The following is a 14378-nucleotide window of genomic DNA, read 5'->3' on the forward strand; positions in this document are numbered from 1 at the left end:
CGATTACCAAACGCGTCTTTCACCATTCGGTCGGGTGTCGTGGCTACGCGTCGGCGTCCAGTAGGTGTGTTATACCAATGTCGGTACCGCCCGGATTCCAAGCCGCATGCCAGACGTAAACAGGCGGACGTTCCTGACACTCAGTGGCGCAGTACTCGGCGGTATCGCGACGGGCACCACGGTGACGGCGGCGACCCGAACGGACCGATTCATCGTGCAGACGAAAGGCAAGGGGAAGCTCCGCGGGCTCGACGTCGTCCACGAGATGCCGGGCGTGAAGTTCGCCGTCGTCGAGGCGAGCGAGAGCGCGCTCCGACGGTCGAAGGCCGTGAAGGCGTTCGAACCCGACGTCGAGATCACGCTGAGCGAACCGGCGACGAACGCGCAGGCGCCGACGTTCAGCCCGGGCGACGCCAGCGACTACGAGGGACAGCCCGGCGACTTCCTGCAGTGGGACAAGAGCGATCTGAACGTCCCGGAAGCGCACGAGACGACCGAGGGCGAGGGGACGCGCGTCGCCGTCATCGACTCCGGCGTCCTCGAAACCCACCCCGACCTCGCCGGCCCGCTCAACATCGGCCTCTCGATGAACTTCACCGACGACGGCGGCGACCACAACCCCGTCGGCGGGGACGACCACGGCACGCACGTCGCGGGCATCATCGCCGCCGACAACGGTGGCGGCAGCGGCGTGAACGGCACCGCGCCGAAGACCGACCTCGTCGACTGCCGCGTGTTCTCCGGGCCGAGCGCGTCCTTCGGCGACATCCTCGCCGCCATCGTCTACAGCGTCAACGTCGACGCTGACGTCGCGAACCTCTCGCTCGGCGCGTACCCCGTCCCCCGGCAGGGACTGGGCTCGTTCTACGGGAAGACGCTCAACAGCGTGATGACGTACGCGAACAAGGAGGGGACGCTCCTCGCCATCGCCGCCGGGAACGACAGCGCGGACCTGCAGCACGACGGGAACCTCATCAGCATTCCGAACGAGGGCGCACAGGCGGTCTCCGTCGCCGCGACCGGCCCCATCGGCTACGGCTGGGACGCCGAGGACGAAGCGCCCGCACACAGTCCCGCGTTCTACACGAACTACGGCACGAACGCCATCACGCTCGGCGCACCCGGTGGCGACGCCGACCTCGCGGCCATCGGCACCGGCGCCCCCTGGTTCAACGACCTCGTGTTCAACACGGTGTTCGTACACGGCGGCAGCCTCGTCTCGGGGACTTTCGGACCGAACGCCGAGGACTACCCGGGCGACGTCACGGCGTCGTGGACCGGTTCCTACGACGGCAACGTGACCGTCCAGGGCACGCCGCCGTACACGACCGATAGCGTGCCGTGGTACTCGTCGGTCGGCTTCGGCGGCGTCGAGTTCGGCGTTACAGGTGGACCGACGTTCACTGGCGGCGAGACCGTCACCGTCGACTACACGACGGGCGCGGGCCACGAGCGCCTCGCGCCGGACTGGATATCCATCTACCTCGCTGGCCCGCCCGTGGACGGTGACGGGAATCCGACGAACTACGTCGCGGTCGACTGGCGCGTCTCGGAGTCCTCGGAGACCTCCGTCGCGTGGACCGCGAGCGACTCGTTCGGCGACGGACCTGGTGGCGTGTTCGAGGCGAGCAGCGTCGCAGAGATATTCGAGAACCCCGACATCGACCCGTCGTCGCCGGACGCGAGCGAGAGCGATATCGTCGGCAAGGCGACGGTCACGGGCGTCGGCGTGTTCAGCGGCGGTGGCATCGGCGCGGACGAGGCCGTCGACATCACGTACACCGGGGTCGCGTTCGAGGGCGGAGACCTCCTCATCCCGCAGACGCCGACCTACGGCTGGAAGGCGGGCACGTCGATGGCGGCGCCGAACGTCGCTGGTGCGGCGGCGCTCGTCAAGAGCGCGAATCCGGGGTACAACGCGAATCAGGTCGAGAGCGCGCTGAAGCGCGCCGCCTCGGTCCCCAGCGGCTACGACAAGGCGTACTACGGGAGCGGCTACCTGAACATCCTCGACGCGCTCTGAGCGGCGCGCCCGAGCCTATTCTTCCGTTTCGCTGCAGTCCGCGTTCTCGTCGTCGAGGAGTTTGTTCGCGAGCGTCGGGACGAACGTGCCAACGTCGGTGACCATCCCGACCGCTTGCGCGCTCCCGCGGTCGAGGAGTTGCGTGACGGTCGCGGGGTCGATGTCGACGCACACCACCGGGGTCGTCGAAGGCAGACAGTTCCCGACGGCCACCGAGTGGAGGAGCGTCGACAGCATGAGGACGACGTCGGCCTCGTGGGCTTGCTCGCGGATGGCGTTCTGGGCCTCGACGGCGTCCGTGATCGTGTCCGGGAGCGGGCCGTCGTCGCGGATGCTGCCCGCGAGCACGTAGTCGACGTCGTGCTGGATGCACTCGTACATCACGCCCGAGTCGACGAACCCCTCTTCGATAGCCGCCTCGATGCCGCCGGCTCGGATGACCTCGCTTATCGTGTAGATGTGGTGCTTGTGGCCCTTCCGCGGGCTCTCCATGGTCTCGACGTTCATCCCGAGGCTCGTCCCGTACATCGATCGCTCCATATCGTGCACCGCGAACCCGTTCCCCGTCGACAACGCGTCCACGTAGCCTTCGCGGACGAGTCGCGCGAACGCCGGGCCGGCCCCCGAATGCAGGAGTGCGGGGCCCGTGACCGCGAGCACGCTCCCGCCGTCGGCCTTCGCCTCGCGGATGACGTCCGCGACCTCCTCGATGAGGCTCTCGCTCGGCCGCTCGGGGGAGACGCCGCCCTGCATGAACCCGAACGGGCCGCTGTCGCCGCGCGGCCGGTCCGGCGGGTCGACGCGCACCCCGAACTCGTCGGTGACCACGAGGTCGCCCTCGCGGATAGCGTTCAATACCTTCGTGTACGCTCGCGGCCCGCCATCGGCGTCCGGTTCGACGACGATAGCGCAATCCATCTCGATGTCCTCCACTGGCAGCCAGTCCCCGTCGTGGCGGACCTCAGTCGGGTGGTTCGTCGTCGAGTAGAACCCCGTCGGCACGATCTGGTCGCCGGGCGCGGGCGCGAGCTGAGCGTCGTGCGGGTCCGTGACGGTCGCGCCCGTCTGGTGGAGTTCGTGCAGTATCTCGTGTAGCGTCGCCTCGTCGTCCGCCTGCACGAGCATCCGACAGTACGACTCGGCCATCTTGTGCCGGCCGACGTCGAACTGCTCCACGTCGAAGTCCCCGCCCATCTCCATGATGGTCGTCATGCATCGCTGGAGCGTCCCGGAGTCGATGACGTGCCCTTCGAGTTCGATGGGGCGTGCAACGGTCATGGTCTTTGGGAGGGCGACCGGCGCCTTGAGCGTTCGGCCCGCGACCGAACTCGCCTCACCCGCACGAGGACATATGGTGTGCGGTATCGTCTAGCAGTCCGTGAGTTCTCCGTGAGTCCAGAGGAATACCCCGACCGGTACAAGGAGAGCGGCGTCCTGAAGAAGAAGCACTACAAGCGCGAACTGCATCGATTACAGGAGGAACTGGTGAAACTCCAGTACCACATCCAGGAGGAGGACCTCCAGGTGTGCGTGGTGTTCGAGGGCCGTGATGCGGCCGGGAAGGGCGGCGCGATCAAGCGCATCACGCGACGCCTGAATCCGCGGGTGGCGCGCGTGGTTGCGCTCGGGAAACCGACGGAGCGCGAGCAAGGCCAGTGGTACTTCCAGCGGTACGTCGAACAGCTCCCGACGGCCGGCGAGATGGTGCTGTTCGACCGGAGCTGGTACAATCGCGCCGGCGTCGAGCGCGTCATGGGGTTCTGTACGGACGAGGAGTACGAGGAGTTCCTCGAGTCCACGCCGGAGTTCGAGCGACTGCTGGTGCGGTCGGGGATGACCCTCATCAAGTACTGGTTCTCGGTGAGCGACGCCGAGCAGGAACGGCGGTTCGAGAAGCGCAACGAGGACCCGAAGCGGCGCTGGAAGCTCAGTCCGATGGACTTGGAGGCGCGCGAACGCTGGGCGGCGTACTCGCGAGCGAAGGACGAGATGTTCGAGCACACAGACACCGAGCACGCGCCCTGGCACGTCGTTCACGCCGACGTGAAGAAGCACGCGCGACTGAACTGCATCAGTCACCTCCTCGACCAGTTCGACTACCCTGACTACACGCCCGACCCCGTCGACCTCCCCGACCGACCGGACGATTCGGCGTACCGGCCGCCGATCGACGGCCAGCGCTGGGTGCCGGCGCGATACGGGTCGAACCCGGGGGACGTTCCCGACCGCCCCGACGGGTCGTAGCGCCGCGTCGGGACGCGAGCCGCCGAGGGTCCCAGCCCACGAGTCCACCCCTGCTACTCACTCCATCCGCGCAAGCGCTAGCCGCCGTTCCCCACCGACGCCGCCGTCCCGGTTCCCGCCTCGGTCCCGGTCTCCGTCCCGGTTCCCGCCTCGGTCCCGGTCTCTGTCTCAGTTTCCTCTTCTGTCTCCGTCTCGGTCTCTGTCTCAGTTTCCTCTTCGGTCTCCGTCTCCGTCTCGTCCTCGGTCTCCATCCCGTCTTCTTCGGTGGTGGTGGCGTCGCCGCCGTCGGTTCCGTTGAGTGGGTCAGTCTCGTTGGTGCCGTCGTCCTCGGGGTTGGCACAGCCCGCGAGACCGACTGCAACTGCGGTTACGAGTCCTGTGACGAGTCGGCGTCGAGTTGGTTCGCGTCGTGTCATCACTCGGGTCCTCTCCGCGGACCGGATTCGTTATTTGGCCAGTAGCGCCGACAACGCTCGGGTTATCTCGAACCGGTGGGGACGGTTCGTATCGTTCAGCGACCGTAGGCCGGTGTTGGCGTGAAACGGCGTGAAACGAAGGGTTCCGAGAGTCGGCGACGCGCGTCGGGCGCGGCGCAAGAGACGGACGCCGACGTTTCAGACGCTTCAGGTTCTGACCAGTCGCTTACCGGACCGTTCACGTGGCCAGTCGCGTGCGGGGTGCTCGCACGAATGACACCCAGGGATGCGTCAGGCCCGGTCCCCACAGAAGTGCGTCAGGTCCGGCTCCTGCAGAAGTGCGTCAGGGTCAGTATCTTTCTCGCTCCGGCCCATACCGGTCGTATGGACCGCAAGGACGTGCAGCGCGCCTGGGACGACGTCGCCGAGACGTACGCTCGGTCCCGCGACCCGACCGGGAACGACGCCGACCTCGTCGACGACCTCAGCGAGTACCTGCCAGCGGACCCGGTCGTCCTCGACGTCGGGTGCGGCGACGGCGCTCGGACGCTCGCGAACCTCCCCGCGGACGCCATCGGCGTGGACGTCTCCCGGCGCGCGCTCGAACTCGCGACCGAGACCGTCCCCGGGGCGAGACTCGTGCAGGCCGACATGACCCACCTCCCGCTGGCCGACGATAGCGTCGACGCCATCACCGCGTACCACGCCGTCTTCCACGTCCCACGCGACGACCACCCGGCGGTCTACCGCGAGTTCGCTCGCGTCTGCAAACCCGGCGGCTACCTCCTCATGACGCTACCCACGGGGCGGTTCGAGACCGTTCGCGAGGGCTGGATGGGCGGCCGGATGTTCTTCTCCGCGCCCGGTGAACGTGCGACCGTCGAACAGCTCGAAGCGGCCGGGTTCGGGAACGTCCACCGCGTCACCGCCGACGACCCGCTCGGCACGAAGAGCCTGTTCGCGTTCGCGACGCTCGGCGACTGACCACCTGCCGCAAGCGGGGTCGACGTCGCGGTCCTCGTCGCAACCAGCGCCGGCGTTGCGCGCTCGTCGGGGAGCGGCGTCGCGACTCCGGGTGCGTAAGCGAGTTGGTCCGGCGGAACTCGGTCGCGAGCAATCGCTCGCCGCGCCGCCGTCCTGCAGTCAGTTAGGAGAAGTCAGTCGATGTGTCCTTCCGCGCGCAGCTGGTCGGCGTCCTCGTCGGTGTACCGCCACTCGACGTTCGCCTTCTCGTCCTGCCAGTCCCACGGTTCGGCGATGACCACGTCGCCCTCGTTGATCCAGACGCGGTACTTCATTCGACCGGGGATGCGGCCCATCCGGTCCTCGCCGTCGGCGCAGCGGAGCTGCACGTGGTTGCCGCCGTTGTGCTCTGTCACTACGGCGAACACTTCGTCGTCGTTGGGCATTCGAAGGTTCTTGCGCCCAGTATTTTCACTCACAGTCGTTAGTGGTGAGGGATAGACTTAAGTATGTTGATTGGCATGCCAACACCCCGCACGACAGTGAGTCGGTCGTCGAACCCGCCGACGCCGACGACTCCACCGTCGCTAACGTCGCGACAGTCCGACGACCGCGTCCTTCCGAAGCCGGGACGTTCACCACGGTCCATCCCGTAGCGACCGACATGCAGATCGTCTCCGTCGCGGCCGTCGCCGAGAACGGCGTCATCGGCCAGGGGAACTCGCTCCCCTGGCACCTCCCCCACGAATCGAAGCGGTACCGCGAGCGCGTCGCCGACGACGTCGTCGCGCTCGGCCGCCACACGTTCGAACTGTTCGACGACCTTCCCGGACGCGCCCAGATCGTGCTCTCGCGGACCGACCGCGACTGGCCGCAGGACACCGCCCACCACGCGAGCGACGTCGACGACGCAATCAGAGTGGCCGAGAAGCTCGACGCCGACGTCCTCTACGTCCTCGGCGGCAGCGCCATCTACGGCCTCTTCCTCGACGTCGCCGACCGCCAGCTGTTGAGTCGCGTCCACGGCGAGTACGACGGCGACGCCCACTACCCGGACTTCGACGCGGACGACTGGGAGCTCGTCGAAGAGACCGACCACGACGGCTACACGCTCGAGGACTGGCGTCGCCGCGACTGAGGTTTCCGGTGCGTTTCGACGAGACGGAGCGACCGTGCGACGCGCCCACGCTCGTCTCGGAGGGGCTTTACGTCCCCGCGTCGTCACGTACGTATGGAATACGCTACAGCGCTCGACAGAGCCTACGACGTGCTGCCCGAGACACCGCGAGAAGGCGGTGACCGCCTCCAAGTCCCCGACCCCGAGGGCCAGACCGACGGTGCGTTCACGCGATTGACGAACCTCGAAGCCATCGCGAAGGCGCTCAGCCGCGACGCCGACCACCTCCACCGCTCCATCCAGCGCGACCTCGGGACGAGCGGCCAGTTCGACGGCTCCACCGCCCGCTACAGCGGGTCGTTCGACATCGCGGACTTCCAGGCCGCCATCGACGCGTACGTCACCGAGTTCGTCACGTGCTCCGAGTGCGGGCTCCCGGACACGCGCCTCGTCACCGAGGACGGCGTCGACATGCTCCGCTGCGAGGCCTGCGGTGCGTTCCGCCCCGTCGCGAAGTCCTCGAAGCAGTCCTCCTCGACGGTCACCGAGGACATCGAGTCCGGCCGCACGTACCAGGTCAAGATCACCGGCACCGGCCGCAAGGGCGACGGCGTCGCGAAGAAGAACGGCTACACCATCTTCGTCTCCGGCGCCCGCGAAGGCCAGGTCGTCGACGCGTACATCGAATCCGTCAGCGGCGACCTCGCGTTCGCACGCGTCGCCTGAATCGACTGCTAGCTGGTTTCCGCGTCGCCTGAATCGACTCCCAGCGATTTCCCGCGTCGCCTGAATCGACTCCCAGCGATTTCCCGCGTCGCCTGAATCGACTCCCAGCGATTTCCCGCGTCGCCTGAATCGACTCCCAGCGATTTCCGCGTCACCTGAATACTGACCGCGTTTCTTCCACGGAGTCAGGCAAGCCGATCAGTAGAGACAGGGGAACGACCGACCACCAGCGCATCCGCCGAGCGAGCGACTGCGAGCGAGGCGGTTCATCGGACGCGAGCGACCGCAGGGAGCGAGTCGTCCGGCCTTTTTCACCCATGTTTTTGCGCCGAGCGGTTCCCGCAGCGAACGGAGTGAGCGAGGGAACCCGAGGCGGAAAAAGATGGTTCTGCACACCTACTGTTCGGCTGATTCAGAGGAAGCTAGCTGGAACGAACGAGGGTGCGCTGCGGCCTATTCGTCGTCGAAGTCGATGCTGACGGAGTTGATGCAGAAGCGTTTCCCGGTGGGTTCGGGGCCGTCGTCGAAGACGTGGCCGAGGTGGCTGTCGCAGTTCGCGCACACGACCTCGATGCGCTTCATGCCGTGGCTGAGGTCTTCGCGTTTCTCGATGTTGGCGTCCTCGGCGGCGTAGAACGACGGCCAGCCGCAGCCGTGGTCGAACTTCGTGGAGGAGTCGAAGAGGACCTCGCCGCAGCCCTTGCAGCGGTACTTGCCGTCCTCGAAGTGGTCGACGTAGTCGCCGGAGAACCGCGCTTCGGTGCCGGCTTCGCGCATGACGTGGTAGGATTCGTCGTCGAGTTTCTCGCGCCATTCCGTGTCGGTCTGGGGGACGTCGCGCTCGCTCGCGTCTGACTCGCTCATGCCAGCCTGTAGGTGTCGAAGGGCAATAAGCGGTCGCCGGCGACGGTGGGTCGCGGGCCGAGCGGCGAGGAGCTGTGGTCGTGGTTCGCGGCTCGAACGGCGGTCCGAGAGCGAGCGACGTAAGTAGACCCTGTCCGAAGTGCCTCGCATGAATGACGAGGGCGACGGCTACCTCTCGAAGCGTGGGTTCCGGCGGCTCGCCGCGCTGACGGTCGGCGCGACGTTCCTCACCATCCTCCTGGGCGTGTCGACGAAGGCGACCGGCGCGGGGCTGGCGTGTCAGGCGCGCTGGCCGGTGTGCGACGGCGGGTTCCTGAACCTGTTCCCGCAGTCCGTGCCGAGTAGCTTCGAGATGATCCACCGCGTGGTCGCGGGTCTCACCGGGCCGTTCATCCTCGCGACCGCGGTGCTCGCGTGGGTCGACGACCACGGCCGCGGCGTGAAGCTGGCGGCGACGGCGGCCATCGTCCTGCTCCCGCTCCAGGTGTTCCTCGGTCGACAGACCGTCCTCGAGTTCACGGGGCCCATCCTGTTCCTGCACTACTGGACGGCGATGGGTATCTTCGCGGGCGTCGTCGTCGCGACCGCGCTCGTCCTCCGCGACGTCGTCAGCGAGGGTGCGTTCCGGCGGGCGCTCGCGCTCGCCGCGGTCGCCCAGCCCGTGCTCGTGCTGTTCGGCGCGCAGGTCCTGTCGCGGTACACGCCGCCCGTGCAGACCGCGCACTACGCGGTGTCGCTCACCATCCTCGCCGCCCTCGTGTTCGCGGTCGTCGGCGGCTGGCACGTCCTCGACGCGCGCGCTCGCTGGCTCGCCGCCGGCGCGCTCGCCGCGTTCCCCGTGCAGATCGCGTTCGGTCGCGTCGCCGTCGGCGGCGCCAGCGGGACGATACTCGCCGCGCACGCCGTCGCCATCGGGCTCGTGTTCGTGCTCGCCGTCGGCGCGGCACTCGTCGCCTACCGGGTCGCGCCCGGTGCACGCGCTACCACCGCCTGAGTGACCGAGCGCTCCTCGGCACGCCAGTTGACCAGTTCCTGTCGGTGCGCTCGAACGAGCGACGCGACCGACGCCGACTCCCGCCCGGTCACGCTTATAAACCACCTCGGGAGGTGACCATGGTCGCCTCTTGTATCGCTCGAACCCGGAAAACAATTTTAAACCACCCGGTCGTTGCGGGTTGACGAACCATGGCGATAGAGAGCATCGATGCAGGCGCGTGGTCACTCGTCCCGGCGTTGCTCGCCATCAGTCTGGCGTGGTACACGCGGGACGCACTGATCGGACTGTTCGTCGGGGTCGCCACGGCCGGCCCGGTCTACGGCGCGTTGTCGCCCGACGCCGTCGGCGTCCCTCCCGACCTCGTCGGGAGCGCACTCGGGAACCTCGTCGGCGCGATATACGGCCTCCGGCTCGTCCCCGAGATAATCGCGACGGCGCCGCTGTTCTCCAGCGCGTGGTACGTCGAGAACGTCCTCATCGCGCTGTTCGCCATCGGCGGCCTCATCGGACTGATGATACGTTCGGGGGCACTCCAGGGCGTCGTGGAGGCGCTCGCGTCGCGCGTCGACGACGACGCCGGCGCCGAGAAGGCGGCGTTCCTCGCGGGCATCGCCATCCACATCGACGACTACTTCAACTGTCTCGTGGTCGGCTCGATGATGCGGCCGCTGACCGACAAGTTCGACGTGTCGCGAGCGAAGCTCGCGTACTACGTCGACAGTGCTGGCTCTCCAGCAGCGCGCCTCGCGTTCTACTCGACGTGGGGCGTCGCCCTCGTCGGGTTCATCGGCGGCGGCCTCGAAGCCGCTGCGAGCGAGGGCCAGCTCACCGGGAGCCTCTCGTCGATGGTGACGACGAACGCCGACGGGCAGGCGACCGCCGCCGTCAACGAGGTCTGGCCGCTGTTCCTGAACGCACTCTTCACGGGATTCTACTCGTGGATCGCGCTGTTCATCGCCGCTGGCGTCGCCTGGCAGGTCGTCCCGAACTTCGGGCCGATGCGCGAGGAGGAACGCCGCGGCCGCGAGGAGGGGAAGGTAGTCGCCGACGATGACGACCCGATGATCTCCCGCGAGATGGACCAGTACGGGATGAGCGACGCGGCGACGCCGGACTGGCGGAACTTCGCCATCCCGCTTGGCATCATGATCGCGGTGGCGCTCGGGTCGATGTTCGTCACCGCGAGCCCGTGGCTCGTCGCTGACTCGATGAACGAAGCGTTCGCGGTCGGCGGGTTCGCGCTCATGCTACCGGGGAGCGGCGCGTGGTCGTTCTCGCCGGGCGCGTTCCGCCTCGGGCTCGCCGCCGTCACCGCGCTCGTCGCCGCGTTCGTCCTCTATCGCGTGAAAGGCGACATTCCGTCGAACGACGACGCGACGACGGCGCTGACCACCGGCATGAAGGGCATCTTCCTGGCCGCGCTCATCTTGACGTTCGCGTCCAGCATCCAGAACGCCGTCACCATCCTCGGCATCGGCGGGTTCGTCTCCCAGTGGTTCACTGGCGTGCCCGCGTTCCTCGTGCCGCTCGCGCTGTTCGCGGTCACGGCGTTCGTGAGCTTCTCCGACGGGTCGTCGTGGTCGACGTACGGCATCATGTTCCCCATCGCCATCCCGGTGGCGCTCACGACGGACGCGAACCTCGTCCTCGTGCTCGGTGCGGTGTTCTCGGGTGGTATCTTCGGGGACCACTCGTCGCCGATCAGCGACACGACCGTGCTGGCGTCGTCGACGAGCGGGAGCGACCACATGACTCACGTCCGCACGCAGATACCGTACGCGGTCGTCACGGCCGGCGGCGCGGCCGTGCTGTTCGTGCTGTTCGGGTTCCTGCTCCCGGAGGGCTTCCGCATCATCCCGTACTGACGCGACGACCGCCCGTACTGACGGGACGCACCGCGAACGCGACCCTCGCGGCGGAGAACGCGACGAGGGCAGTGGTCGACGACGCGCGTCGACGCACGCGTTCGCGGTGTTCTGCGCACGACCGTGCGTTCCCGACCGGAACTGGTCGGTGACCTGGCGCGTGCGATACCGGGAAACCTATCACATCGGATTCGAGTTACTGGGGTAGATGAGTGGGACGGACGACGACGCTGGCGTCGACGGGGGGGCGTCCGACCACGGGTTCGACGTCGCCCGTCGCGTGGCTCGCACCCGCGAGGCGGACATGTACCGCGACCTCCAGCCGACCGACGTCGTGGACTCGGCTGCGTACTTCGCGCCCGACCCCGGCGGGGACCTGCCGGTCCTCGCCGGCGAGCGCGAGCTCGTGTTCGCGTCGAACAACTACCTCGGCCTGACCCAGGACGAGCGCGTGCAGAAAGCGGCCAGGGAAGCCGCCGACACCGTCGGTACGGGCGCGGGCGCGAGCCGGCTCGTCACCGGCGACACGCTCGTGCACCGCGACCTCGAGGCGCGGCTCGCGGAGACGAAGGGCACCGAGCGCGCGCTCGCGTTCTCCTCGGGGTACGCGGCGAACGTCGGCACCATCACCGCGCTCGACCCGGACGTCGTGTTCTCGGACGAACTGAATCACGCGAGCATCGTCGACGGCTGTCGACTGAGCGACGCCGAAGTCGTCACGTACGACCACTGCGACGCGGACGACCTCCGCGCGAAGCTGGCCGCGTGCGACACGCAGGGGTCGTGGCTCGTCGTCACCGAGACCGTGTTCCCGATGGACGGCTCCGTCGCGCCGCTCGCGGCGCTCTGCGACGCCGCGGACCGCCACGGCGCGTGGACGATGGTGGACGAGTCTCACGCCACGGGCGTCTACGACGACGGCGGTGGCATCGTGCAGCGCGACGGGCTCGCGGACCGCGTCGACGTCCAGCTCGGCGCGCTCTCGAAGGCGCTCGCGAGCCAGGGCGGGTACGTCGCTGGGAGCGACGAACTCGTCGAACTCCTCGCGAACGACGCGCGGTCGTTCGGGTGCTCGACGGGGTTGACACCGACGGCGGCGGCGGTGGCGAGCGAAGCGCTGCACATCGCGCGTCACGGCGCCATCCGGTCGCGACTCTGGGAGAACGTCGCGCACCTCCGCGAGGGCCTCACTGACTTCGGATTCGACGTTCACGGAAGCTCCCAGATACTCCCCGTGATGGTCGGCGACCGCCGGGACGCCGTGGACCTCGCGGACGCGGTCCGCGACCGCGGCGTGTTCACGTCGCCCATCCGCCCGCCGACGGTCCCGGAGGGGACGAGCCGCGTCCGCGTCGCACCGATGGCGACCCACGACCGCGTCGACATCGAGGACTGCATCCTCGCGTTCAAGGACGCGGGCGAGGCCCTCGGCCTCCTGTGAATCCACCCCGCGACGACGCGAGGCCTGCCCTCGCTCGCGGCTCGCACTGAGCGCCGATTCCACCACCCGCCTCACCTCGCTCGCGACCCACACGCTCTCCACGTCGACTCGAATCCCTCGGAGCGTCCGCTACCCGACCCGACTGAACGCGAAAAGAGACCGACTCGGCCTACGCCGCGGCGCGAACGAACCCGCTACCAGCGACGAACGACTGCTCGTCGTCGTCCTCGACGGAGTCGCTCTGGGTCTCGCCGGTGTGCTCGATGACGACCTGGGTCGTGTTCCCGCTCACGGTCGCCTGACTCGTGAAGTCCTCGTGGCCCGCGAGCACGACGACGGTCTCCTCGGAGACCTCGACCATCCGGAACGTCTCGTCGACTGAATCGCCGTAGACGCCGTTGTTCTGCGAGCCCTGCGCTTCGAGCCACTCGCCGAAGATGGACTCGAACTCGGCGGCCTCGGTGGCGTTGTCGAACCGGATCGCCCACCCGTAGCCGGTCTTGTAGTTCCCCGCGGCGGAGTACGACGTGTTCTGGAACGTGATGACGCCGTCCTGCCCCCAGCCGGCCGCACCGCGCGCGGCCTCGTCACCGCTGACCGCCGAGCGGAGCGCCGACCGCAGGAACAGCTCGCCTTTCGTCTTCGACGACGACGGCGTCGCCCAGTCCGAGGACACCTCGCCGTCGACCGTGAGGTTCTTCGGGAGTTCCTCGTCGGGCTCGTACTTGTGGAGGATCTGCTCCATGGACACCGGCGGGTTGTCGTAGATCTTCTCGAAGTTCTCCGTGGAGCCGTTGAGGTACCAGCGCGTGTAGTGGCTCCCGGCCACGTACGGGCCGAGCTGCTTCATCGCGTACGCGTTCGAGTTCGACCACGCGGAGAAGTTCCGCATCGCGTTCGGGTTGTCCATGTACTCGCGCTGGTACTGGCTCTCGAAGAACGACGCGGAGCCCTCGATCATCGCGAGTTCGACGTCGTTGACGTTCACGCCCTCGCTCGTGAGGTTCTGCGCCAGGCGCTCCTGGCTCCCCTGATAGAACTGGATGACGTGCAGGAACTCGTGAGCGGCCGTGACTTCGGCGTCCTCGGCGGTGTAGCTGATGCCGAGTTCCTCCTGGAGCGCGCTGTCGTTCCAGAGGCCGATGTACCGCATCGTGACCGCCGGCGTGACGGTGCCGTCGGGGTTCTGGTTCGGCTGGGCGTACCCGGGCACGAAGACGCTCGGCTGGCCGTCGGGCGCGATACCCATCGTCGCGCCGAACGTGTTGTTCGAGAAGCTGAACTCGTACCGGGAGGTGCCGCGTGCCGGGATGGAGTTCACGGTCGGGCCCTTGTCGATGTCGACGCCCGCCATGTCGGCGACGTTCCGGTAGACCTCGTCCGCGTCGAACGGCAGGCACGCGCCGGACTCGCGGACGATGTCGTCGTCGCCCTCGCCGCTGTACTTGCAGTTCTCGGTCTTGACCTTCGGGTAGTCCGCTTCCTCGGTCGTCGTCGGCTCGCTGGTCGTGTCGTCCGTACTCTCTGTCGTCGTCGCGACCGTCGTCTCCTCGACGGTCGTGTCGTCGGTCGGTGCCGTGGTCTCCGTGGCGGTCCCGCCGCTACAGCCGGCGAGGACCATCGTCGCCGCGAGGACCAGGGCGAGAAGCGTTCGGTTCGTCATCAAAAACTATCTCGAACAGGGGAGTTTCTGGCATTAACTGTTGCGGTCTGAATTCACGC

General features: G+C 67.8%; 13 protein-coding genes. 8 read left to right on the top strand and 5 right to left on the bottom strand.

Going from position 1 to position 14378, the window contains the following annotated elements; translation table 11 throughout:
• Window positions 1-106: 106 nt before the first annotated feature.
• The gene (locus ACZ48X_RS07940; protein ID WP_336352282.1) at window positions 107-2023 is read left to right on the top strand and encodes a S8 family peptidase; all 1917 of its coding nucleotides are present in this window, start codon (window positions 107-109) and stop codon (window positions 2021-2023) included.
• 15 nt (window positions 2024-2038) lie between these two features.
• Here the strand turns inward: ACZ48X_RS07940 and ACZ48X_RS07945 are convergent, their stop codons facing one another.
• Window positions 2039-3301 (bottom strand): ornithine cyclodeaminase, nickel-pincer nucleotide-dependent, encoded by a 1263-nt coding sequence (locus ACZ48X_RS07945; protein WP_336352283.1) that lies wholly within the window; start codon window positions 3299-3301, stop codon window positions 2039-2041.
• A gap of 111 nt (window positions 3302-3412) precedes the next feature.
• Here ACZ48X_RS07945 and ppk2 point away from each other — a divergent pair, with 111 nt between their 5' ends.
• Window positions 3413-4267 (top strand): polyphosphate kinase 2, encoded by an 855-nt coding sequence (gene ppk2, locus ACZ48X_RS07950; RefSeq protein ID WP_336352284.1) that lies wholly within the window; start codon window positions 3413-3415, stop codon window positions 4265-4267.
• 77 nt (window positions 4268-4344) lie between these two features.
• On the opposite strand, the gene ACZ48X_RS07955 is transcribed toward ppk2, so the two are convergent.
• Window positions 4345-4683, bottom strand: a complete 339-nt coding sequence (locus ACZ48X_RS07955) for a hypothetical protein (protein WP_336352285.1) — start codon at window positions 4681-4683, stop codon at window positions 4345-4347.
• Between the two features lie 384 nt (window positions 4684-5067).
• Here ACZ48X_RS07955 and ACZ48X_RS07960 point away from each other — a divergent pair, with 384 nt between their 5' ends.
• Window positions 5068-5667 (top strand): class I SAM-dependent methyltransferase, encoded by a 600-nt coding sequence (locus ACZ48X_RS07960; RefSeq protein WP_336352286.1) that lies wholly within the window; start codon window positions 5068-5070, stop codon window positions 5665-5667.
• A gap of 173 nt (window positions 5668-5840) precedes the next feature.
• On the opposite strand, the gene ACZ48X_RS07965 is transcribed toward ACZ48X_RS07960, so the two are convergent.
• Complete coding sequence (locus ACZ48X_RS07965; protein WP_227133752.1) at window positions 5841-6125, bottom strand: translation initiation factor eIF-1A; 285 nt, start codon at window positions 6123-6125, stop codon at window positions 5841-5843.
• Between the two features lie 185 nt (window positions 6126-6310).
• Between ACZ48X_RS07965 and ACZ48X_RS07970 the strand changes: the two genes are divergently transcribed.
• Together ACZ48X_RS07970 and ACZ48X_RS07975 are read left to right on the top strand one after the other, a co-directional pair.
• Window positions 6311-6784 carry a dihydrofolate reductase gene (locus tag ACZ48X_RS07970; protein ID WP_336352287.1) on the top strand — a complete coding sequence of 158 codons (474 nt, stop codon included), beginning with the start codon at window positions 6311-6313 and terminating at the stop codon, window positions 6782-6784.
• Between the two features lie 93 nt (window positions 6785-6877).
• Complete coding sequence (locus ACZ48X_RS07975; RefSeq protein WP_336352288.1) at window positions 6878-7489, top strand: translation initiation factor IF-2 subunit beta; 612 nt, start codon at window positions 6878-6880, stop codon at window positions 7487-7489.
• A 453-nt stretch (window positions 7490-7942) separates the two neighbouring features.
• Here ACZ48X_RS07975 and msrB read toward each other — a convergent pair whose 3' ends face one another.
• On the bottom strand, window positions 7943-8353 hold the full coding sequence (gene msrB, locus ACZ48X_RS07980) for a peptide-methionine (R)-S-oxide reductase MsrB (protein ID WP_336352289.1): 411 nt from the start codon (window positions 8351-8353) through the stop codon (window positions 7943-7945).
• A 148-nt stretch (window positions 8354-8501) separates the two neighbouring features.
• Here msrB and ACZ48X_RS07985 point away from each other — a divergent pair, with 148 nt between their 5' ends.
• From ACZ48X_RS07985 to ACZ48X_RS07995, 3 genes are all read left to right on the top strand, one after another.
• A complete protein-coding gene (locus tag ACZ48X_RS07985) occupies window positions 8502-9347 on the top strand; it encodes a COX15/CtaA family protein (protein ID WP_336352290.1) in 846 nt (281 codons plus the stop codon).
• Between the two features lie 191 nt (window positions 9348-9538).
• Window positions 9539-11215 carry a Na+/H+ antiporter NhaC family protein gene (locus ACZ48X_RS07990; RefSeq protein WP_336352291.1) on the top strand — a complete coding sequence of 559 codons (1677 nt, stop codon included), beginning with the start codon at window positions 9539-9541 and terminating at the stop codon, window positions 11213-11215.
• Between the two features lie 208 nt (window positions 11216-11423).
• Window positions 11424-12656, top strand: coding sequence for an aminotransferase class I/II-fold pyridoxal phosphate-dependent enzyme (locus ACZ48X_RS07995; RefSeq protein WP_336352292.1), 1233 nt, complete (start codon window positions 11424-11426; stop codon window positions 12654-12656).
• 169 nt (window positions 12657-12825) lie between these two features.
• On the opposite strand, the gene ACZ48X_RS08000 is transcribed toward ACZ48X_RS07995, so the two are convergent.
• On the bottom strand, window positions 12826-14319 hold the full coding sequence (locus tag ACZ48X_RS08000; RefSeq protein WP_336352293.1) for a hypothetical protein: 1494 nt from the start codon (window positions 14317-14319) through the stop codon (window positions 12826-12828).
• Window positions 14320-14378 lie beyond the last annotated feature (59 nt).

Source organism: Halorubellus litoreus, assembly GCF_055378595.1.